Source organism: Pantoea latae, from assembly GCF_002077695.1.
GTDB lineage: Bacteria > Pseudomonadota > Gammaproteobacteria > Enterobacterales > Enterobacteriaceae > Pantoea > Pantoea latae.
This window is the reverse complement of the sequence record NZ_MWUE01000026.1, coordinates 93,349-114,784: the sequence shown is the minus strand read 5'-3', so window position 1 is coordinate 114,784 and position 21,436 is coordinate 93,349. Positions and strand designations below refer to the sequence as shown.

General features: G+C 62.3%; 15 protein-coding genes. 3 read left to right on the top strand and 12 right to left on the bottom strand.

The window, feature by feature from the left end; all coding sequences use genetic code 11:
- Positions 1-51: 51 nt before the first annotated feature.
- From B2J69_RS17575 to B2J69_RS17550, 6 genes are all read right to left on the bottom strand, one after another.
- A complete protein-coding gene (locus B2J69_RS17575; RefSeq protein ID WP_081140927.1) occupies positions 52-1,449 on the bottom strand; it encodes an efflux transporter outer membrane subunit in 1,398 nt (465 codons plus the stop codon).
- Entirely contained in the window at positions 1,439-4,576 is a 3,138-nt protein-coding gene (locus B2J69_RS17570) for an efflux RND transporter permease subunit (RefSeq protein ID WP_081140926.1), read from the bottom strand. Before B2J69_RS17570 ends, B2J69_RS17575 begins: the two co-directional genes overlap by 11 nt.
- 9 nt (positions 4,577-4,585) lie before the next feature.
- Positions 4,586-5,722, bottom strand: a complete 1,137-nt coding sequence (locus B2J69_RS17565; RefSeq protein WP_081140925.1) for an efflux RND transporter periplasmic adaptor subunit — start codon at positions 5,720-5,722, stop codon at positions 4,586-4,588.
- A 177-nt stretch (positions 5,723-5,899) separates the two neighbouring features.
- Positions 5,900-6,088 carry a condensation domain-containing protein gene (locus B2J69_RS17560; RefSeq protein WP_081140996.1) on the bottom strand — a complete coding sequence of 63 codons (189 nt, stop codon included), beginning with the start codon at positions 6,086-6,088 and terminating at the stop codon, positions 5,900-5,902.
- 412 nt (positions 6,089-6,500) lie between these two features.
- Complete coding sequence (locus B2J69_RS17555) at positions 6,501-8,228, bottom strand: penicillin-binding transpeptidase domain-containing protein (protein WP_081140924.1); 1,728 nt, start codon at positions 8,226-8,228, stop codon at positions 6,501-6,503.
- Between the two features lie 274 nt (positions 8,229-8,502).
- Complete coding sequence (locus tag B2J69_RS17550; protein WP_081140923.1) at positions 8,503-10,776, bottom strand: molybdopterin guanine dinucleotide-containing S/N-oxide reductase; 2,274 nt, start codon at positions 10,774-10,776, stop codon at positions 8,503-8,505.
- A 178-nt stretch (positions 10,777-10,954) separates the two neighbouring features.
- Here B2J69_RS17550 and galR point away from each other — a divergent pair, with 178 nt between their 5' ends.
- Positions 10,955-11,956, top strand: coding sequence for an HTH-type transcriptional regulator GalR (gene galR, locus B2J69_RS17545; protein WP_081140922.1), 1,002 nt, complete (start codon positions 10,955-10,957; stop codon positions 11,954-11,956).
- Here the strand turns inward: galR and B2J69_RS17540 are convergent.
- Entirely contained in the window at positions 11,953-12,405 is a 453-nt protein-coding gene (locus B2J69_RS17540) for a GNAT family N-acetyltransferase (protein ID WP_081140921.1), read from the bottom strand. The genes galR and B2J69_RS17540 overlap by 4 nt on opposite strands.
- 9 nt (positions 12,406-12,414) lie before the next feature.
- Entirely contained in the window at positions 12,415-13,671 is a 1,257-nt protein-coding gene (gene lysA / locus B2J69_RS17535) for a diaminopimelate decarboxylase (RefSeq protein ID WP_081140920.1), read from the bottom strand.
- Between the two features lie 97 nt (positions 13,672-13,768).
- Here lysA and B2J69_RS17530 point away from each other — a divergent pair, with 97 nt between their 5' ends.
- Complete coding sequence (locus tag B2J69_RS17530; protein ID WP_081140995.1) at positions 13,769-14,689, top strand: LysR family transcriptional regulator; 921 nt, start codon at positions 13,769-13,771, stop codon at positions 14,687-14,689.
- On the opposite strand, the gene B2J69_RS17525 is transcribed toward B2J69_RS17530, so the two are convergent.
- Entirely contained in the window at positions 14,686-15,849 is a 1,164-nt protein-coding gene (locus tag B2J69_RS17525; RefSeq protein ID WP_081140919.1) for an MFS transporter, read from the bottom strand. The genes B2J69_RS17530 and B2J69_RS17525 overlap by 4 nt on opposite strands.
- A gap of 331 nt (positions 15,850-16,180) precedes the next feature.
- Between B2J69_RS17525 and B2J69_RS17520 the strand changes: the two genes are divergently transcribed.
- Positions 16,181-16,807, top strand: a complete 627-nt coding sequence (locus B2J69_RS17520; RefSeq protein WP_081140918.1) for a hypothetical protein — start codon at positions 16,181-16,183, stop codon at positions 16,805-16,807.
- Between the two features lie 124 nt (positions 16,808-16,931).
- Here the strand turns inward: B2J69_RS17520 and lysS are convergent, their stop codons facing one another.
- The 3 genes from lysS to recJ all read right to left on the bottom strand — a co-directional run bounded on the left by lysS (position 16,932) and on the right by recJ (position 21,433).
- A complete protein-coding gene (gene lysS, locus B2J69_RS17515; RefSeq protein WP_081140917.1) occupies positions 16,932-18,452 on the bottom strand; it encodes a lysine--tRNA ligase in 1,521 nt (506 codons plus the stop codon).
- A gap of 9 nt (positions 18,453-18,461) precedes the next feature.
- A protein-coding gene (gene prfB, locus B2J69_RS17510) for a peptide chain release factor 2 (RefSeq protein ID WP_143806314.1) occupies positions 18,462-19,560 on the bottom strand; the annotation gives its coding sequence in 2 pieces (ribosomal slippage) (positions 18,462-19,484 and positions 19,486-19,560; 1,098 coding nt in all).
- Between the two features lie 139 nt (positions 19,561-19,699).
- Entirely contained in the window at positions 19,700-21,433 is a 1,734-nt protein-coding gene (gene recJ, locus B2J69_RS17505; RefSeq protein WP_081140994.1) for a single-stranded-DNA-specific exonuclease RecJ, read from the bottom strand.
- Between the last annotated feature and the right edge of the window lie 3 nt (positions 21,434-21,436).

Genomic DNA, 21,436 nt, shown 5'->3' with positions numbered 1-21,436 from the left:
AAGCGCGGCTATTTTTCCATCGGCAAACCGTAAGGGTTTCGTTAAGAAAAATCAGGCTTTCCAGCCGCCGCCCAGCGCTTCATACAGCGTGATTTTCTGGTTTAGCTGGCCCAGACGCGCGGCGATCCACGCCTGCCGCGCGCTGTAGAGCGAACGCTGTGCCACTAACACATTCAGATAGTTGTCAACGCCTTGCTTGTAGCGCAATTCAGAATAGTCGTAATCGCGCTGGTTCGCCGCCACCTCTTTTTGCAGGGCCGCCAGCTGATCCTGCCAGGTGTCCTGTCCGGCCAGCGCGTCGTTCACCTCTTTAAACGCGGTCTGGATCGCCTTCTCATAGTTAGCAATCTCGATGCGCTTCTCGATATGGGCGATATCCAGGTTGGCCTGATTCACGCCGCCGTCGAAGATCGGCAGGTTGATAGAGGGCACAAAAGACCAGGAGGCGGTGCCGCCCTCCAGCAGATGCCCCAGCGAACTGCTGGTCGAGCCGCCCGACGTCGTCAGCGAAATGCTGGGGAAAAAGGCGGCGCGCGCCGCGCCGATATTGGCGTTGGCCGCCTTCAGCGCATGCTCGGCGGCGATAATGTCCGGGCGGCGCGTCAGCAGATCGGACGGCAGGCCCGCCGGCGTCGCCGGGAAGTCCCAGCGGCTGTTCAGCGTGGCGTTTTTCAGCAGATCGACCGGCAGATCGGCGCCCGCCAGCAGGCGCAGCGCGTCCACATCCTGGCGCACCTGGCGCGTGTAGCTCGCCACATCCGCCTCGGCGCTGCGCACCGTGCTCTCCGCCTGCGCCACGTCCAGATCGCTGCTGACTCCGCCGCGATAGCTGAGCTGCGTCAGCTGGTACGATTTCTGCTGGCTCTGCGCGGTCTGCTGCGCCAGGTGCAGCAGATCGTTATCGGAACAGAGCGTCAGCCAGGCCGACGCCACCTGGGCGATCAGCGAGATACGCGTGGCGCGCTCGGTCGCCTCGGTGGAGAGATACTGCTCCTGCGCCTCGTTGCTCAGGCTGCGCAGACGGCCGAAGAAGTCGAGCTCCCACGAGGTGACGCCCAGCCCGGCGTTCAGCTCGTGATAGGTCACCGCGCCGGTGGTTTTGGTGTTGTAGAGATTGGCCGGCTCGTGCGCCGAGGTCTGGCTGGCGGTGGCGCTGATCGACGGCAGCAGCGCGGCGCGGTTGACCTGCACCGTGGCGCGCGCCTGCTCGACGTTGAGCGCAGCGACGCGCAGGTCACGGTTGTTTTGCAGCGACAGCGCGATCAGCTGGCGCATGCCGGCGTCGGTAAAGAAGCGCTGCCACGGCAGATCCGCCACGTTGCCGACCGGCGTCGGCTGGTCGTAGCGCGTCTCTACCGGCATCGCCGGACGATGGTATTCAGGCTGTAAACTACATCCCGCCAGCGCGGCGACCAGCGGCAGCAGCGTCCAGCGAACATTAACGATCATGATTGACTTCCTCAGCGGCCGCGCCTCTCTTCTTACGCGAGAAGAGCTGCGCCACCACCACATAGAACATGGGAACAAAAAAGATGGCGAGGAAGGTGGCGGTAATCATGCCGCCCGCCACCGCCGTGCCGATAGAGTGCTGACTGCCCGCGCCCGCGCCGTTGGATATCGTCAGCGGCAGCACGCCAAGAATAAAGGCCATCGAGGTCATGATGATGGGACGGATACGCAGCCGCGCCGCCTCGACCGCCGCCTCCACCAGGGTTCGGCCTTCGCGCTCGTGCAGCTCTTTGGCGAACTCGACGATCAGGATGGCGTTTTTCGCCGCCAGCCCGACGGTGGTCAGCAGCCCGACCTGGAAGAAGACGTCGTTCTGCAGGCCGCGCAGCAGCACCGCGCTGATGGTGCCGAGAATGCCGAGCGGCACCACCAGGATCACCGACAGCGGGATCGACCAGCTCTCATAGAGCGCCGCCAGGCAGAGGAACACCACGAGGATTGAGATAGCGTAGAGCTGCGTGGTCTGCGAGCCGGACGCCTGCTCCTCATAGGAGATGCCGTACCACTGCACGCGGAAGCCTTGCGGCAGCTTCGCCGCGATCGCCTCGACCGCCTTCATCGCCTCGCCGCTGCTGTAGCCCGCCGCCGGCGAGCCCTGGATCTCCTCTGCGGTCATGCCGTTGAAGCGCTCAAAGTGCGGCGAGCCGCTGACCCATTTGCCGCTGGCGAAGGCGGAGAACGGCACCATGGTTCCGCTGCTGTTGCGGAAGTACCACTTGTTGAGATCCTCCGGCGTGACGCGCGACGCCGCCTTGCCCATCAGATAGACCTGCTTGACGCGGCCGTTGTACATAAACTGGTCGATATAGCTGGAGCCCCAGGCCACCGACAGCGTGTTGTTAATGTCAGTCATGCTGAGGCCGAGCGCGCTGGCGCGTTCGTCGTTGATCTCCAGCTGGAACATCGGCTCATCTTCCATGCCGTTCATGCGCACCTGCGCCAGACGCGGATCCTGGTTCGCCAGCTGCACGAACTGATGGGTCGCGTCCATCATCTGCTGATGGCTGTGGCCGGCGGTATCCTGCAGATAGAAGTCGAAGCCGGTGGCGTTGCCCAGCTCCATCACCGCAGGCGGCACCATGGCGAAGATCTTCGCGTTCGGGTAGCTGGCGAAGTGGGCGCGGATGCGCGCCGCCAGCGCCTTGACGCTCTGACTGCTCTGCGTCCGCTCGCTCCAGTCTTTGGTGCGCACAAAGGCCATGCCGCTGTTCTGCCCGCGTCCGGCGAAGTTAAAGCCGTTGACGCCGAACATGGTGGTCACCACCGAGGCTTCGTTCTTTTGCAGATAGTCGTTGAGGTCGTTCAGCACCTGCTGCGTGCGCTGCGACGAGGCGTTCACCGGCAGCGTCACCTGCACCATCATCAGCCCCTGATCTTCATCGGGCAGAAAGGTGGTTGGCACGCGGGTGAAGAGGAAGCCGGTGACGCCGACGATCGCCAGATAAACCAGGATAAACAGGCCGCGCCGCGAAATCACCTTGCTGACGCCGCGCTGGTAGTGCAGCGTGCCGCGGTCGAAGTAGCGGTTGAACCAGCCCGCCAGACCGGTGGTTTTATGCTCCGCCGAAGCGCGCTTCAGCAGCGTGGCGCAGAGCGCCGGGGTGAAAATCAGCGCCATCAGCACCGAGAGCGCCATCGCCGACACGATGGTGACAGAGAACTGGCGATAGATCACACCGGTCGAGCCGGAGAAAAAGGCCATCGGCAGCAGCACCGCCGAGAGCACCAGCGCGATGCCGAACAGCGCGCCCTGGATCTGCTGCATCGACTTAATGGTGGCGGCCTCGGGATCGAGCTGCTCTTCGTGCATCACGCGTTCGACGTTCTCCACCACCACGATGGCATCATCCACCAGCAGCCCTATCGCCAGCACCATGCCGAACATCGTCAGGGTGTTTACGCTGTAGCCGAAGGCGGCGAGAATGCCGAAGGTGCCGAGCAGCACCACCGGCACCACCATGGTGGTGATCAGCGTGGCGCGCAGGTTCTGCAGGAAGATCAGCATCACGAAGAAGACCAGCACAATCGCTTCGATCAGGGTTTTCACCACCTCTTCGATCGAGGCGCTCACCACCGGCGAGGTGTCGTAGGGATAAGTGACCTCGACGTTGTCCGGCAGCGCATCCTTCAACGAGGCGATGGTGGCGCGCACCGCGTTGGCGGTATCCAGCTCGTTCGCCCCGGTGGCCAGCCGCAGCGCGATGCCGGCGGAGGGCTTGCCGTTCATAATCGAGTCGATGGTGTAGCTCTGCGGCCCCAGCGCCACGCTGGCGACATCCTTCAGGCGGATCTGCGCGCCGTCGCTGTTGACCTTGAGCAGCACGTTTTCAAACTGCTTCACCGTGGTGAAGCGCGACTTGCCCAGAATGGTGGCGCTGGTTTTGGCGTCGGGAATGGTCGGCAGGCCGCCGAGCGAGCCGGACGACACCTGCACGTTCTGGTTGCTGATGGCGGTGCTGACGTCGCTCGGCATCAGGTTATATTTGTAGAGCTTCGCCGGATCGAGCCAGATGCGCATCGCATACTCCGAGCCCAGCACCATAAAGTCGCCCACGCCTTTAGTGCGCGAGATGGGATCCTCCAGCTTCGACACCAGCATATCCGCCAGATCGCTGTTGCTCAGCTTGCCGTCTTTCGAGATCAGGCCAATTACCATCATGAAGTTTTTCTGGTATTTGCGGATGCGGATGCCCTGCTGGGTGACGTCGGAGGGAAGCTGCGACTCGGCCAGCGAGACGCGGTCCTGCACCTGCACCTGCGCGATATCGGGGTTAATGCCCTGATTAAAGGTGGCGATGATCTGCGCGCTGCCGTCGCTGGCGCTGCTCGACTCGAGATAGCGCAGGCCGTCCAGCCCGTTAAGCTGCTGCTCGATCACCTGCACCACGGTGTTCTGCGTGGTTTCCGCGCTGGCGCCGGGATAGGTTACCGAGATCGACACCGCCGGCGGCGAAATATCGGGATACTGATTCACCGGCAGGTTCAGCGCAGCGATGGCGCCGACCAGCATCACGATGATCGCCACAACCCAGGCGAAAATCGGACGCTTGATAAAGAATGTAGACATGACCTCTCCTTACTGGGCCGACGGATCGGTCATCGACAGGCTGACGCTGCCTGCGTCAGGCGTATCCTGTGTAGTGGCGGCCACGGCCTTGACCTTGCTGCCGCTGCGCACGCTTTGCAGACCGTTGACGATCACCTGCTCGCCGCTCTTCAGGCCGCTGTTGACCAGCCAGTCCCCTTTCACCATCTCGCCGGTGGTGATGCTGCGCTGTTCAACGCTGCTGTCCCCTTTGACGACGTAAACGTAGGGCTGCCCTTTGGTGTCATGCATGATCGCCTCCTGCGGCAGCAGAATGCCCTGCTGCTGCACCCCCTGCGGCAGAATCGCGTGCACGTACATGCCGGGCAGCAGCTCATTATGCGGATTGGGGAAAACGGCACGCAGCACGACGGTGCCGGTGGTTTCGCTGACGTTCACCTCAGAGAAGGCGAGCTTGCCCTCCAGCGGATAGGCGCTGCCATCTTCCAGCTGCAGCTTCACGGCGGCGGTGTTGTCGTCCACCTTTGCCAGCTTGCCCTGCGCCATGGCGCGACGCAGGCGCAGCAGATCCGCCACCGATTCGCTGACGTCGACGTAGATTGGATCGAGCTGCTGAATAGTGGCGAGGTAGTCGCTCTGACCGTTGGTCACCAGCGCCCCGGCGGTCACCAGCGAGCGGCTGATATGCCCGGCGATCGGCGCTTTCACCAGCGTATAGTCGAGATTGACTTTAGCGGTCTCGACGTCGGCTTTGGCTGAGCGCTCGGCGGCGACGGCGTCGTCATAGGTTTGCTGGCTGATGGCGTGCGCCGCCGCCAGCGGCTGATAGCGCTTAACCACCATGGCGTCGTTCTGCCAGCTGGCCAGCGCTTTGTCATAGGCCGCTTTATAGGTGGCCGGATCGATCTGGTAGAGCGGCTGCCCCGCCTTCACTTCGCCGCCTTCGGTAAACAGCAGTTTCTGCACCACGCCGCTGACCTGCGGGCGCACCTCCGCCGTTTTCACCGCGTTAGTGCGGCCGGGGAGCTGCGTCAGCAGGGTCACGGGCTGGCTGTTTACCGTAGTGACGCCCACTTGCGGCACGCTGGAGGCCGCAGGCTGGCCGCCTCCCTGATCGCAGGCCGCCAGTAAAAACACCACGCTGGCAGAAAGGAGTTTCAGGCGCATAGTTCTTCTCATCATAAGCAGGTGAAAGTAATGAGAGTGATTACTCTCAGAAGGAGAACTATTGTAGGGAGAGGCGGATCAGGAAGCTGTTAAGGTTGCGTAAAATATATTTTCCAAACGATAACCCTAAACCTTTCGTGCGGCGATCCCGCACGTTTCGTTCAGGATCGGGCCAGCTTATCCCTGAGGGATGATGCCGCGACGACGCAGCTCGCGCCGCGCCAGCTCTTTCAGCCAGCAGCCGAGCGTGACGTTTTCCGCCTCGGTGAGCTCGCGCAGCTGCTGGTGCAGCTGTGGCGGAATGCGCAGTTGAAACGCAGCGGATTTCCCCTCGCCGCGCGGCGTTCGATCTTTGGTTTTCGGCATAGATTCTTCCATCAGCGATAAAACGCCTTTTGCGACGCTACCCACGCCGCAAAAGGCTGGCGATCCGTTATGGAATGCGGCACAACGTTTCGTTGCGAGTAGCCTGCCACAGCGGCGATTTTTTTATACGCGGCAAAGCGTTAAGAGCGGGTTAAGAGATGTGAGCAGGTGGCAAACCGGTAACAGCAGGCAAAAAAAACCCACGCATCCGCGTGGGTTGGTGCAATAAACAGGGTGGATTATCCTTGCGGATATCGCTGCCTGGAGCAGCGCGTTTTCGCACCTATCAATACCTCTGGGAGCGCTATACTCGCATGCGGCGTCAGGACAAAACAGCGCGAAAACGCAACGGAATTCGGGGAAATGAAACCAGGTATGAATAAGTTCCATACCCGGTTACACATTGATTTTATTAAGATTTATCCGAAGGGGCGCTGTAGATGGCGTCCGGCGCGATATTCATATGCTTCAGCACCGGCCCCATGATATTGCCGAAGATGGGCGCGGCCACCGAGCCGCCGAAGTGATCGCCGGCGGTGGGATGGTTAATCATCACCACCAGCGCCACTTCCGGGTGGCTGGCGGGCGCGATGCCGGCGGTGTAGTTGATATAGCCGCCGTCATACTTGCCGCTGTCGCCCATCTTCTCCGCGGTGCCGGTTTTGGTCGCCAGACGGTAGCCCGGTACCGCCGCTTTAATCCCGGTGCCGCCCGGCAGCACGTCGCTCTCCAGCATATGCACCACCTCTTTCACCGTTTCCGGGTTCGCCACCTGCCTGCCGAGCACCGGCGGCGTGACGCGGGTGATCGACAGCGGACGGTAGACGCCGAACGAGCCCAGGGTGGCGTATTCGCGCGCGATCTGCAGCGGCGTCACGCGTAAACCGTAGCCGAAGGAGAAAGTGGCGCGTTCGATATCCGCCCAGCGCTGTCGGTGCGCCGGGAAGTAGCCGACGCTCTCGCCGGTCAGCCCCAGCCCGGTGGGTTTGCCCAGGCCGAACGCCTGATAGGTATTAACCAGCGCCTCGGCGGGCATCGCCAGCGCGATATGGGAGACGCCGATGTCGCTCGACTTCTGCAGAATGCCGGTCATGGTGAGGCGCGGCCAGTGGCCGACGTCGCGGATCAGGTGGCCGTTAACGCGATAGGGCGTGGTGTCGATCACCGAATCGGGGCGCACCAGATGGCGCTCCAGCCCTTCCATCACCACCAGCGGCTTCACCGTGGAGCCTGGCTCGTAGCTGTCGTTGATCGCCGCGTTGCGCATCTGCGCCGGGGTCGCGCCGTCGTAGTTATTGGGGTTAAACGACGGATAAGAGGCCATGCCGAGGATTTCGCCGGTGTCGATCTTCACCAGCACCGCCGCGCCGGAGTCCGCCTTGTTGAGCAGCACGCCGTCGCGCAGCTTGCTGTAAAGCGTGTACTGATCGAACTTGTCGATGCTCAGCTGCACCGTCGGCGGCTGCGTCGGTGGCGTATAGCTCAACATAGAGATAATGTGGCCCGCCGCGTCCTGACGGTAAACCTCTTTGCCCGGCACGCCCTGCAGCAGCTTGTCATAACCCTTCTCCAGCCCGTTCAGGCCGACATTGTCGGCACCGACGATGCCGATCAGCGGCGCGGCCGCCTCGCTCATCGGGTAGAAGCGGCTGTCGTCATAGACTTCGCTGATGCCTTTCAGGCGCAGCTCGGCGATATCTTTGGCGATGCCCAGCTCGATTTTACGGCCCAGATAGAGAAAGCGGCGTTTGGGATTGGCGGTGATCTGCGCGGCGATCTGCTCCGGCCGCATATTCAACGCCGACGCCAGGTAGGCCCATTTGGCGCTGAGGAAATCGGGATTCGCCTCCAGCACGCGCATTGGATCGGCGATCACGTCGCGCGACGGCACCGAAAGCGCCAGCGCTTCGCCATTGCGGTCCAGCAGCGTGCCGCGGTTGGTCGGCAGCGTCACGGTGCGCAGCGAGCGCTGGTCCGCCTCATGCTCCAGCATCGGCTGATTAAGGAACTGCAGATCGGCGATGCGCGCCAGCAGCACCACCATACAGGTCAGCACGCCAAGGCAGATCAGGCGGAAACGAAACGGGTTGAACGGGGCTTTGATCTGGTCTTTTCCCAGTAGTTTTTTTATCCGGGGCATAGCAATCCGCTGCAAAGAAAATGAAAAGAGACATCCACGCGAGCAGTTATAAAGAAAGCGTTACGCCGTTAACAGGAAAACTGTGTATCAGTTCGTAATTGGCGCGGCGGGCGAAAAAAAACCTGCGCATCTGCGCAGGTCGGTGTAATCAAGAAAAACTGTTGATGTTCACCCATCAATACCTCTGGGACCCTGACTGTAGCAAGGCCGCGAGACGGGCTGCCATCACTGAAACGCAACAGTGTCCGGCAAAATGTAACCAGCCATGAGTTTATTAAGCGATTTTGCAAACCGCATGTTTTTTAATGTCCACCAGACAGCTCATGGCGTTTGGCCCCTGCGTCAGCGACGAGGTGCCGATATCAAGCGTCAGCACGTTGGGGTTGCCCGCGCGGTCAAACGGCTGCCACTCCGCGCCGAAGCCGGGATCGAACCAGGCGCCGGTGGCGACGATCACCACCCCTGGCGTCAGTCCGTCGGTCAGGCGCACGCCCGCCAGCATTGCGCCGCGCGCGTTATGCACCTCAACCACCTCGCCGTCGCCGATGTCGCGCGCCGCCGCGTCCTGCGGATGCAGATAGAGGGTTTCATGACCGGCGGTTTTGTTGCCCTGCACCGTTGGCGTGGCGTCAAGCTGGCTGTGCAGCCGATCCGACGGCTGGATGGAGATCATATGCAGCGGGAATCGCTCGCTCAGCGCCGCGCCCAGCCACTCCTGCGGCTCGCGCCATTCGGGATGACCGGCGAAATCGGCCAGGCCGTAATCGGCGATAGTCTGGCTGAACAGCTCGATCTTGCCGCTGGCGGTCTGAATCGGATGGCTGAGCGGATCGGCGCGGAAATCGTCCATAAAGACGTAGGGCTTGCCCCCTTCCGGGATCTCAACAAAGCCGCGCGACCAGAACTCCGCGAACTCCGGGAAGTCGATGCCTTTGCGCGCGTGCGCCACCGCGCACTGCTGGTAGAGGTGCTCGATCCACTGACGCTCGTTGCGCCCTTCGGTGAACTGCTCGCGATAGCCGAGGCGTTCCGCCAGGTCGGCGAAAATATCGAAGTCGTTGCGCGCCTGGTGCTGCGGTTTCACCGCCTGATGCATCGCCAGCACAAAACGGTCGCGCGACGATCCGCCAATATCGTTGCGCTCCAGCGTGGTGGTGGCGGGCAGCACGATATCCGCCATCTGCGCCGCCGGCGTCCAGACGATATCCTGCACCACTACGGTGTCGGGCTTCTGCCAGCCTTCGACCAGGCGGTTAAGCTGCTGATGGTGATGAAAGGGATTACCGCCTGCCCAGTGCACCATGTGGATATCGGGATAGGTCAGCGTCTCGCCCTGGAAGCTGTAGGGCTGGCCGGGATTGAGCAGCATATCGCTGATGCGCGCCACCGGAATCGACAGGCCGGATGGATTAGGGCCGGTGGCCATCAGCGGCGCCGGGCCATCCTGACGCGGGTTGCCGACGCTGTTCATTGAGCCGTGGCCGAACGAGAAGCCGGCGCCCGGCAGCCCCGGCTGGCCGAGCATCGACGAGAGCGCGATCATCATCCAGTAGGGCTGCTCGCCGCGATGGGCGCGCTGCACGGAGTAGGAACAGGTAATAAAGCTGCGCTTGCCGATCAGCTGCTCCGCCAGCTGGACGATACGTTCCGGCGGGATGCCGGTAATGCGGCTCGCCCAGCCGGCGCTTTTGGCGACGCCGTCGCTTTCACCCAGCAGGTAGGCACGCAGCTGCGGCCAGCCGGTGCAGTGGCTGGCGAGGAACGCCTCGTCCACCGCGTGGCGCTGGGTGATTTCGTAGCCGAGCGCCAGCATCAGCGCCACGTCGGTGTTAGGGCGAATCGGGATCCAGTCGGCGTTGACGAACGCCGGGCAGTCGTCGCGCATCGGGCTGATATTGATAATCGGCGTGCCTTTGGCCGTCAGCTGCTCCAGCGCCGGCTTCAGGCTGTGCTGACCCGCGCCGCCCGAGGCGACCTGGGCGTTTTTCAGCGCCAGACCACCGAAGGCGACGAAAATCTCCGCGTGCTCGACCACCTGCGGCCAGTCGGTGACGCGTCCGGTCAGCGGCATATAGGTGCCGATCACATAGGGCAAAAAGAACTGCGCCGCACCCCAGCTGTAGTTGCCCTGCTGATCGACGCCGCCGCCGCCCTGAAAATAGAAGCGCCGCACCAGGGTGCGCGCATGGTTGACGCGGCCCGCCGACGACCAGCCGTAAGAGCCATTAAAAATGCCTGACGCGCCGTAGCGCTCGCGAACGCGGCGATTTTCCTCCGCCACCAGGTCCAGCGCCGTCTCCCAGTCGACGGCGACGAAATCTTCTCGTCCGCGCAGCGTGCGATCGCTGTTCTCGCGCGATTTCAGCCAGGAGCGGCGCACCATCGGCTGGCGGATACGCCTGTCGGAGTAGACCAGTTCGGGAATAGTATTCAGCATCGGCGACGGGTCGGCGTCGGCGAAGAACGGCTCGCAGCCGATCAGGCGATCGTTTTCCGTCACGGCGGTGAAGGCGCCCCAGTGCGCCAGATGTGGCACTCGCTTTTTCATGGTTTCTTTTACGGCAGGTAAGGGAAAAAAGCAGGATACCACGCGAGACGGCGCCGGGTTAAGCCTGGAGTTTTGCCCCTTTTTGCGACGGCGCAGACATTCTGCTGGCTTGATACAGGGCAGCTTTTCCGTAACACTGCTGCCATGTGTAAACGTTTTCCCTAAAGCAGGTCGAGGCATGGCTACGATTAAGGATGTTGCCAGACTGGCGGGTGTCTCCGTCGCGACGGTTTCCCGTGTGATTAACAATTCGCCAAAAGCCAGCGAGAGCTCGCGCCAGGCCGTCAGCCAGGCGATGGAGGAGCTGCAGTACCATCCCAACGCCAACGCGCGCGCCCTGGCGCAGCAGTCGACAGAAACCTTAGGCCTGGTGGTCGGCGACGTTTCCGACCCGTTTTTTGGCGCCATGGTCAAGGCGGTAGACGAGGTGGCGGGCGAGACCGGCAACTTTTTGCTGATTGGTAACGGTTACCACAATGAGCAAAAAGAGCGTCAGGCAATAGAGCAGCTGATGCGTCATCGCTGCGCCGCGCTGGTGGTGCACGCCAAGAAAATTCCCGACGCCGAACTGGAAATTTTAATGAAGCAGGTGCCGGGCATGGTGCTGCTGAACCGGCTGCTGAAAGGGTTTGAGCAGCGCTGCATCGCGCTCGACGACCGCTACGGCGCCTGGCTGGCGACGCGTCATCTGATCCAGCAGGGGCACCAGAACATTGCCTTTATCTGCTCGACCCATCCCATTTCCGACTCTGAAGATCGCCTGCAGGGCTACTACGACGCTCTGAGAGAGCACGGCCTGCCCTGCAACGATCGGCTGGTGACCCTCGGCGAACCGGATGAAGTGGGCGGCGAACAGGCGATGACCGAGCTGCTGGGACGCGGCCGCCACTTTAGCGCCGTCGCCTGCTACAACGATTCGATGGCCGCCGGCGCGCTGGCGGTGCTGAGCGACAACGGCGTGCGCGTGCCGGAAGAGATGTCGCTGATTGGCTTCGATGACGTGCTGGTGTCGCGCTACGTGCGCCCGCGTCTGACCACGGTGCGCTACCCGATCGTCACTATGGCGCAGCAGGCGGCGCAGCTGGCGCTGGCGCTGGCCCATGCGCAGCCGCTGCCGGAAGTGACCCATATGTTCAGCCCGACGCTGGTGCGGCGCCATTCGGTGAGCGGGCCGGGTTAAATCTCGCGGCGGTAGAGCCTGACGGGCTTATCGGGATAGTCCAGCGCCTCGCCCGCTGGCGTCCAGCCGCAGCATTCGTAGTAGCCGCCGAAGGTTGACCAGAGCCACAGGCGGTCGTAGCCGCGCTGCCGCGCATAGTCGATCACATGCTGCTGCAGCGCCATGCTCAGGCCGCTGCCGCGCGCGGCGTCATCGACATAGAGCGCGGCGAGCCAGGGAAAGAGATCCTGGCGGCTGATCAGATCGCAGCGCCAGAAGCCCACCGTGCCCAGCGCCCTGCCCGCGTCGTCGACGGCGACGAAGGTGACGGGAAACACAGCCCCGCTTAGCGAACTCGCCACCACGCTGGCCATAAAGTCGCGGCTGTTGTCGGCGTCGAAGGCGCGCCACAGCCAGTCGGTGACCTGACCGGCAAACTGCGGCGCGTCGCGCAAAGAGAGGATGTTCACCCGCGCCCCTTAGCCCAGCTCCAGCGCCAGCAGTTCCTGAATGGTCTGCGCGCGGCGGATTTCACGCGGCTGGCCCTGTTCGAACAGCACTTCCGGGATCAGCGGGCGGCTGTTGTAGTTAGAGGACATCGACGCGCCATAGGCGCCGGTGTCGTGAAACACCAGATAGTCGCCCACCTGCGCCGCAGGCAGCGCGCGCGTCTCGACCTTGCCGCCTTCCAGCTGGGTAAAGACGTCGCCCGATTCGCACAGCGGCCCGGCCACCACGCTGTCAACCGTGTTCTGTAGGTCGATGGCGCGGTCGTCCCCCGCCAGCAGCGAAATATGGTGATAGCTGCCGTACATCGACGGACGCATCAGATCGCTGAAGCCGGCGTCTACCAGCACAAAGTGGCGGCTGCCCATGTTTTTCACCGCGCGCACCTGCGACACCAGCACGCCGGACTCGGCGACAAGGAAGCGGCCCGGCTCAATCTCCAGCTTAACCGGATGGCCGAGATGGGCGGCGATGCGCTGGCGCGCCGCGTCCCACAGGCCGAAATAGTGCGCGGTGTCGATCGCCTCTTCGCCGAAGCGGTAAGGAATCGAGAGGCCGCCGCCCGCAGAAATCGCCTCCAGGTCATGGCCGAGCGCGATCACCTGATCCACCATCGCGTCGCACACCTGCTGCAAATGCGCGTAATCGACGCCGGAGCCGATATGCATATGCAGCCCGACCAGGCGCAGGCCGTGCTGCTCAATCGCCGCCAGCGCCTGCGGCAGTTCGCTGTGCCAGATGCCGTGCTTGCTGTTTTCGCCGCCGGTGTTGGTTTTCTGGCTGTGGCCGTGGCCGAAACCGGGGTTGATGCGCAGCCATACCGCGTGGCCCGGCGAGACGGCGCCCAGCTGATGCAGCATATCCACCGAGCCGGCGTTGACCGGCACCTTGAGTTCGGCAATGCGCGCCAGCGTCGGCTGGTCGAACAGGTCGGCGGTAAAAACGATATCCTCGCCGCCCGGCTGAAAGCCCGCCGCCAGCGCGCGCTCGATCTCGCCGAGCGACACCGAGTCGACTTTGACGCCCGCCGCGCGCATCAGCCGCAGAATATGAATGTTGGAGCACGCTTTTTGCGCGAAGCGCACCACGTCGAAATCGTGCAGCTGCGCAATGCGCTGCTGAATAATCTGGGCGTCATAGGCCCAGAACGGGCCGGGATAGCGCTGCGCCAGCGGCAGCAGCTGCGCGGCGTTGAGCGCGGTGGTCTGATCGGTTAAAGCGCGTGGCATAAAAATTCTCCTGTGGTTACGCCTATTAGGCCAGAAGCATGCCATGCTGAAAAATATCTGTTTTAATAGCTTCTATGCAAAATGGATATGGTTTCCTATGGCGAAAATTAACTGGCGACACATCGAAATCTTTCACGCGGTGATGACCAGCGGCAACCTGACGCAGGCCGCCACGCTGCTTAACACCTCGCAGCCCACCGTCAGCCGCGAGCTGGCGCGGCTGGAAAAGCAGCTGGGGCTGCGGCTCTTTTCCCGGGTGCGCGGTCGGCTGCAGCCCACGGTGCAGGGGCTGCGCCTGTTCGAAGAGGTGCAGCGCTCGTGGTACGGGCTGGATCGCATTATGGAGGCGGCCGACGGGCTGCGGCAGTTTCGCCAGGGTGAACTTTCCATCGCCTGCCTGCCGGTTTTTTCCCAGTCGCTGCTGCCGCCGCTGGTGCAGCCTTTTATGCAGCGCTATCCCGATGTCAGTTTAAATATCATTCCGCAGGAGTCGCCGCTGCTGGAGGAGTGGCTGTCGGCGCAGCGCTACGATCTCGGCCTGACTGAAACCCAGCATGCGCCCGCCGGCACCGAGCGGCTGGCGCTGCTGACCTGCGACGAGGTGTGCGTGCTGCCGCAGGATCATCCGCTCTGCGCGCGCGCGGTGCTGACGCCGCAGGATTTCGCCGGGGAAAATTACGTCAGCCTGTCGCGCGCCGACAGCTATCGTCAGCTGCTGGATACGCTGTTTCATGAGCAGGGGGTGGAGCGCAGGCTGGCGCTGGAGACGCACAGCGCGGCGTCGGTCTGCGCCATGGTGCGCGCAGGCGTGGGCATCTCGGTGGTGAATCCGCTGACGGCGCTCGATTATGCCGACAGCGGCGTGGTGATGCGGCGCTTCAGCGTCGCGGTGCCCTTTACCGTGAGTCTGGTGCGGCCGCTGCATCGCCCCGCCTCGGCGCTGGTGGCGGCGTTCGTCGACCACCTGACAAACCAGGTGGCCGACTTTCCGCAGCGTATCGCCGAGCGGCTGGCTTAGGCGCGCACCGCGGCGGCGTTGCCGCCCGATTTACGGAAGGTGATCAGGCAGACAATCAGGCCGATGGCGGCCAGCGCGGCGGCGGCGACCGGCACGGCGGTCAGGCCGTAGCCCTGGCCGATGACCGCGCCGCCGACCCATGCGCCCAGCGCGTTGCCGACGTTGAAGGCGGAGATGTTCAGCGTCGAGACCAGGTTCGGCGCCTCTTTGCCGTGGCGCACCACATTGATCTGCAGGCCCGGCACGGTGGCGAAGGTCGCCATCGCCCACAGGAACAGCGTCACTTCCGCCAGCCACAGCGCATGGCTGGTCCAGCTAAACAGCAGCGAGAAGATGGCGATCAGCGAGAAGCTGAGGATCAGGCTGAAGGAGACTTTCCAGTCCGCCAGCTTGCCGCCGAGGATGTTGCCGACGGTCAGGCCTGCGCCGATCAGGAACAGCGTCCAGCTGACGCCGCGCGCGCTGATGCCGGTAACCTGCAGCAGCAGCGGCGCGATATAGCTGAACAGCGCGAACATCGCCGCGGCGAAGAAGACCGTCATCAGCAGCGAGAGCCACAGCTTGCCGTTGGCCAGTGCGCTGATTTCGCTCGCCAGATGCACCGGCTTCTCTTCTTTATTGGTCGGCAGGCTGACGATCAGCGCGATAAAGGCAAGCACGCCGATGATGGCGACGCCCCAGAAGGTGGCGCGCCAGCCGAACAGCTGACCGAACCAGGTGCCGAGCGGCACGCCGAGCACGTTCGCCAGCGTCAGGCCGGTGAACATCAGCGCTACCGCCGACGCCTGGCGAGCGGGGGCGACCAGGCTCGCCGCCACCACCGCGCCGATGCCAAAGAAGGCGCCATGGCAGAGCGCGGTGATCACCCGCGCCATCATCAGCAGGTTGTAGGTGTAGGCCAGCGCGCAGAGCACGTTGCCGATAATAAAGATGATCATCAGCAGGATAAGCGTTTTCTTGCGCGGCAGTCTGGCGGTCAGCAGCGCCATAATCGGCGCGCCGATGGCGACGCCCAGCGCATAGCCGCTGATCAGCCAGCCGGCAGACGGGATGGAGACCCGCAGATCGCCTGCCACCTCAGGCAGCAGGCCCATGATGACGAACTCGGTGGTTCCAATCGCAAACGCACTCAGCGCCAGCGCCAGTAAAGCAACAGGCATAACACATTCTCCCAATCGATAAGCAGGTGAACGCCGCAGCGGTCGCCGGGCGTGGACGGTTATAAATATTTGAACTTCGTCACGGCGAGTATTAAATCATAGCCGTCTGTTTGCATACACCCTGTGTGCGGCAAGGCTCTTTTGTCGCAGGCGCAACAATAGCGCGCCTGACGCTTGATAAAATCTTAACAATATCCCGCCGGGTTACGCGCTACGCTTGATAGCAAAGCGCTGTGTTTGTTGATTTAATGGCGTAAAGGAATGTTGAGCCGTGCCGATACCCCAGAGGCCTTGTCTGATAATGTGAAGCCATTCTTAAGCGGAGGGGAATATGCAACGGCTAATCGCCCTGATGGCGCTCGGTCTCAGCGGCTGCTCCGTCGGCCACTATGAGTACAGCAGCGAAGCGCAAAAGCGCGTCGATATGACCTATACCGGCATTCCGACCGCGCTGGGTCTGGGCACGCTGGGCACCACCATTCCGCTTACCGCGGAGTACAGTCTGACCGCCGCCCACGTCGCCAAATTTTCGCTTTACCGCGTGAAGGCGTGGCACCCTGAGTGCGATCTCGCCGTGGTTTACCACAAAAACGCCGAGGCGAATCTGCCGCCGCGCTTTCGCAACAGCCGCATTGGCGACAAGGTGAACCTTTACGGCTACAGCTTTATTAGCGCGATGCCGGTCAGTTCCAGCGGCGAGAACCTGATCAATACCTCGCTGGCGAACAGCTGGAACAAGGCGGCGTGCGTGGTGGTGGCGGCCAATGCCGGCGTGGTGAAAGGCATGTCGGGCGGCGCGGTCTATAACGCCTCGGACGATACCCTGGCAGGGGTGATTGTCGGCTACAGCAGCCGCATCGATGATAACCGGAGTGGGAAGACGCTCTATCGCGATGTGGCGCTCTATGTGCCCTATGCGCGCTTCGAGGCGTGGCTGAATGGCGTGGTGAAGTCCTAAAAAAGCCGGAAAATCCGGCTTTAGTGGCTGTTAGTCTGGTGCTTACGTGGCTGGCAGGGCCAGCCGCGTTTCAGGCTTAGGCGTTGCTGAAAAACCAGCTAGCGTTAGCCGTTAGCCGTTAGCGTTACTTCGCGGTCGGGCGCAGCGCCGGGAACAGGATCACGTCGCGAATGGTATGGCTGTTGGTGAACAGCATCACCATACGGTCGATGCCGATGCCCAGACCCGCCGTCGGCGGCAAGCCGTGCTCCAGCGCCGTGACGTAGTCTTCGTCGTAGAACATCGCTTCGTCGTCGCCTGCATCTTTGGCGTTCACCTGCTGCTGGAAACGCTCGGCCTGATCTTCCGCGTCGTTCAGCTCGGAGAAGCCGTTGCCGATTTCGCGGCCGCCGATAAAGAATTCAAAGCGATCGGTGATCTCCGGGTTCTCGTCGTTACGGCGCGCCAGCGGCGACACCTCCGCCGGGTATTCGGTGATAAAGGTCGGCTGGATCAGATGCGCTTCCGCCGTCTCTTCGAAAATCTCCGTCACCACGCGGCCCAGACCCCAGCTCTTCTCGACCTTGATGCCGATCGACTGCGCAATTGCCACCGCCTTGCTGAAATCATCCAGATCCGCCAGATCGGTTTCCGGGCGGTACTTTTTGATCGCTTCGCGCATGGTCAGCTTCTCAAACGGCTTGCCGAAATCGAACTCCTGGTCGCCGTAAGGCACTTTGGTGGTGCCGAGCACATCCTGCGCCAGGGTGCGGAACAGGCTTTCAGTCAGCTCGATCAGATCCCGGTAGTCCGCATAGGCCATATAGAGTTCCATCATGGTGAACTCAGGGTTATGGCGCGGCGAGATGCCTTCGTTGCGGAAGTTGCGGTTGATTTCAAACACGCGATCGAAACCGCCGACCACCAGACGCTTCAGGTAAAGCTCCGGCGCGATACGCAGGTACATATCGATATCGAGGGCGTTGTGATGGGTGATAAAGGGACGCGCGGAGGCACCGCCTGGGATCACCTGCATCATCGGGGTTTCCACTTCCATAAAGTCGCGGCCGACCATGAACTGGCGGATGCCGGCCATGATTTTCGAGCGGACTTTGAAGGTGTGGCGCGACTCGTCGTTGGCGATCAGATCGAGGTAGCGCTGGCGATAGCGGGTCTCCTGATCGGCCAGGCCGTGGAATTTGTCCGGCAGCGGACGCAGCGCTTTGGTCAGCAGACGCAGCTCGTGGCAGTGAATCGACAGCTCGCCGGTTTTGGTTTTGAACAGTTTGCCGCGCGCGCCGAGGATATCGCCCAGATCCCACTTCTTGAACTGCTCGTTGTAGATGCCTTCCGCCAGATCGTCGCGCGCCACGTAGAGCTGAATGCGGCCGCCCACGTCCTGCAGCGTGATGAACGAGGCTTTGCCCATAATGCGGCGGGTCATCATACGACCAGCAACGCTGACCTCGATGCCTAAATCTTCCAGCTCTTCGTTGTTCTTCTCGTCATACTGCGCGTGCAGCGCGTCCGAGGTGGTGTCGCGGCGGAAATCGTTAGGAAACGCCACGCCGTGTTCACGCAGCGCGCTGAGTTTTTCGCGACGCGTTTTTAATTCGTTGTTTAACTCAAGGGCGGCATCAGCGCTCTGCGGTTGTTGTTCAGACATGTCGGTTCCTTATAGCCCTGCTTTTAAGCTTGCTTCAATAAAACGATCCAGATCGCCATCCAGCACCGCCTGAGTATTGCGGGTTTCGACGCCGGTGCGCAGATCTTTGATGCGCGAGTCGTCCAGCACGTAGGAGCGGATCTGGCTGCCCCAGCCGATGTCGGACTTGTTGTCCTCCAGCGCCTGCTTCTCGGCATTTTTCTTTTGCATCTCAAGCTCGTACAGCTTCGCCTTCATCTGCTTCATCGCCTGATCTTTGTTCTTATGCTGAGAACGGTCGTTCTGACACTGGGTCACGGTGCCGGTGGGAATATGGGTGATACGCACCGCCGATTCGGTCCGGTTAACGTGCTGACCGCCCGCGCCCGACGCGCGGTAGACGTCGATGCGCAGATCCGCCGGGTTGATGTCGATGTCGATATCGTCATCCACTTCCGGATAGATAAACGCAGAGCTGAATGAGGTGTGACGACGGCCGCCGGAGTCAAACGGACTCTTACGCACCAGGCGATGCACGCCGGTTTCGGTACGCAGCCAGCCAAAGGCGTAGTCGCCGGAGACGCGAATGGTTACGGACTTGATGCCCGCCACTTCGCCTTCTGACTCTTCAATGATTTCGGTTTTAAAGCCTTTGGATTCGGCCCAGCGCAGATACATACGCATCAGCATACTGGCCCAGTCCTGCGCTTCGGTGCCGCCAGAACCCGCCTGCAGATCGATATAGCAGTCGGCGCTGTCATACTCGCCAGAGAACATGCGGCGGAATTCCAGCTCGCCCAGCTTGCTTTCCAGCGTGTCGAGTTCAGCAACGGCTTCGTCGAATGTCTCTTCGTCTTCTGCTTCTACTGCCAGCTCAAGCAGACCCTGCACATCTTCCAGGCCCTGCGACATCTGATCCAGCGTTTGCACGATCGCTTCCAGCGAGGAGCGCTCTTTGCCCAGCGCCTGCGCGCGTTCAGGCTCGTTCCAGACGTCTGGCTGCTCCAGCTCGGCGTTTACTTCTTCGAGGCGTTCTTTCTTAGCATCGTAGTCAAAGATACCCCCTAAGAACGTCGCTGCGCTCGGTGAGGTCCTGGATGCGGTTTTTAACCGGATTAATTTCAAACATGGCTTCGGGTCTTTTCGCTGAATGTCGGGATGGAAACCCCGCAGTCTAACTGAAATAGCGGTGAGATTGTAGGGTTTCAGTCGCGCGCCGACCGGGCGGTCAGCGGCGGATCGGCAGCCGATCCGCCATTAAAACGCGATCAGTTCAGCGGCCAGAGGTGATCGATAATCAGCTGCACCGAGCGGTTGCCGCGATACTCGTTGATATCGAGCTTAAAGGCGAGTTCGACCTGACGCACGCTGCTGTCGGGCCACAGGGTGGTGTCGATATTAAACGCGATGCCATCGAGCAGCGGCCCGCCGCCGAGCGGCTCCAGCATTACTTTCAGATGGCGTTCGCCCACCAGGCGCTGCTGCAGCAGTTTGAACTTGCCGTCAAAGGCGGGCTCAGGGAACGCCTGTCCCCAGGGACCCGCTTCGCGCAGCATTTCAGCCGTCTGCAAGCTGAATTCCCCTGGCTGCAGCGCGCCGTCCGACCAGATCACGCTTTGCAGCGTCTCTTCGCTCAGCCACTCGCCCAGCAGCGCGGCGAAGCGCTGGCGAAACGCGTCGAAGTGCGTCTCTTCCAGCGACAGCCCCGCCGCCATGGCATGGCCGCCGAACTTCAGCATCATGCCGGGGTAGAGCGTATCGAGCCGCTCCAGCGCGTCGCGCAGGTGCAGACCGGGAATTGAGCGTCCGGAGCCTTTTAGCGTGCCGTCGCCCGCCGGCGCGAAGGCGATAACCGGCCGGTAGAAACGCTCTTTTAGCCGCGAGGCCAGGATGCCGACCACGCCCTGATGCCATTCAGGATGGTAAAACGCCAGCCCCAGCGGCAGGTCGGTCTGCTTACGCTCCAGCTCCATGCAGAGCGCCAGCGCCTCGCTCTGCATGCCCTGCTCGATCTCTTTACGCGTCTGGTTCAGCGCATCCAGCTCGCTGGCCAGCATACGCGCCTCGCTGATATCGTCGGTCAGCAGCAGCGCCACGCCGACCGACATATCGTCGAGCCGTCCCGCCGCATTAAGACGCGGGCCGAGGGCGAAGCCGAGGTCGCTCGCCACCAGCTGGCGCGCGTCGCGGTTGGCGATCTCCAGCAGGGCGCGAATGCCCGGACGGCATTTGCCGGCGCGGATGCGGCTCAGCCCCTGCCACACCAGAATGCGGTTATTGACGTCGAGCGGCACCACGTCGGCAACGGTGCCGAGCGCCACCAGATCCAGCAGCTCCGCCAGATTGGGCTCCGCGCGCGTGGCGCCGAACCAGCCCAGCTTACGCAGGTGGGCGCGCAGCGCCATCATCAGATAGAAGGCGACGCCGACGCCCGCCAGCGCGCGCGACGGAAAGTCGCAGTCGCGCAGGTTAGGGTTCACGATCGCCTCCGCCTCCGGCAGGGTTTCGCCCGGCAGATGGTGATCGGTGACCAGCACCGGAATGTTGTGCTGATGGGCGCAGGCGACGCCGCTGTGAGACGAGATGCCGTTATCCACCGTCAGGATCAGCTGGGCGCCGCGCGCGCGCGCCTGCTCTACCACTTCCGGGCTCAGGCCGTAGCCGTCGTCAAAGCGGTTAGGCACCAGATACTGCACGTTATGGCCGCCCATGCTGCGCAGCGCCAGCACCGTCAGCGCGGTGCTGGTGGCGCCGTCGGCGTCGAAATCGCCCACCACCATAATGCGGCGTCCGTCGAGCAGCGCCTGATGCAGCAGCTCGACCGCCTCATCCAGCCCGTTCAGCGTTGAGAAAGGCAGCAGATGCTTCGCGCCCCGCTCCAGCTCCGCCGCGCTGCGCACGCCGCGCTGCAGATAGAGACGCTTCAGCAGCGGCGGAAGCGCCGCCGGAAGCTGGTCCTCGACGCCGATCTCACGCCGCCGTAGTTCAACTGTTTTTATCACTGC

Excerpts from the sequence above, each read along its gene's own strand:
- B2J69_RS17575 (WP_081140927.1), bottom strand. The coding sequence starts at position 1,449 with ATGATCGTTAATGTTCGCTGGACGCTGCTGCCGCTGGTCGCCGCGCTG.
- B2J69_RS17570 (WP_081140926.1), bottom strand. The coding sequence starts at position 4,576 with ATGTCTACATTCTTTATCAAGCGTCCGATTTTCGCCTGGGTTGTGGCG.
- B2J69_RS17565 (WP_081140925.1), bottom strand. The coding sequence starts at position 5,722 with ATGCGCCTGAAACTCCTTTCTGCCAGCGTGGTGTTTTTACTGGCGGCC.
- B2J69_RS17560 (WP_081140996.1), bottom strand. The coding sequence starts at position 6,088 with ATGCCGAAAACCAAAGATCGAACGCCGCGCGGCGAGGGGAAATCCGCT.
- B2J69_RS17555 (WP_081140924.1), bottom strand. The coding sequence starts at position 8,228 with ATGCCCCGGATAAAAAAACTACTGGGAAAAGACCAGATCAAAGCCCCG.
- B2J69_RS17550 (WP_081140923.1), bottom strand. The coding sequence starts at position 10,776 with ATGAAAAAGCGAGTGCCACATCTGGCGCACTGGGGCGCCTTCACCGCC.
- galR (WP_081140922.1), top strand. The coding sequence starts at position 10,955 with ATGGCTACGATTAAGGATGTTGCCAGACTGGCGGGTGTCTCCGTCGCG.
- lysA (WP_081140920.1), bottom strand. The coding sequence starts at position 13,671 with ATGCCACGCGCTTTAACCGATCAGACCACCGCGCTCAACGCCGCGCAG.
- B2J69_RS17530 (WP_081140995.1), top strand. The coding sequence starts at position 13,769 with ATGGCGAAAATTAACTGGCGACACATCGAAATCTTTCACGCGGTGATG.
- B2J69_RS17525 (WP_081140919.1), bottom strand. The coding sequence starts at position 15,849 with ATGCCTGTTGCTTTACTGGCGCTGGCGCTGAGTGCGTTTGCGATTGGA.
- B2J69_RS17520 (WP_081140918.1), top strand. The coding sequence starts at position 16,181 with ATGCAACGGCTAATCGCCCTGATGGCGCTCGGTCTCAGCGGCTGCTCC.
- lysS (WP_081140917.1), bottom strand. The coding sequence starts at position 18,452 with ATGTCTGAACAACAACCGCAGAGCGCTGATGCCGCCCTTGAGTTAAAC.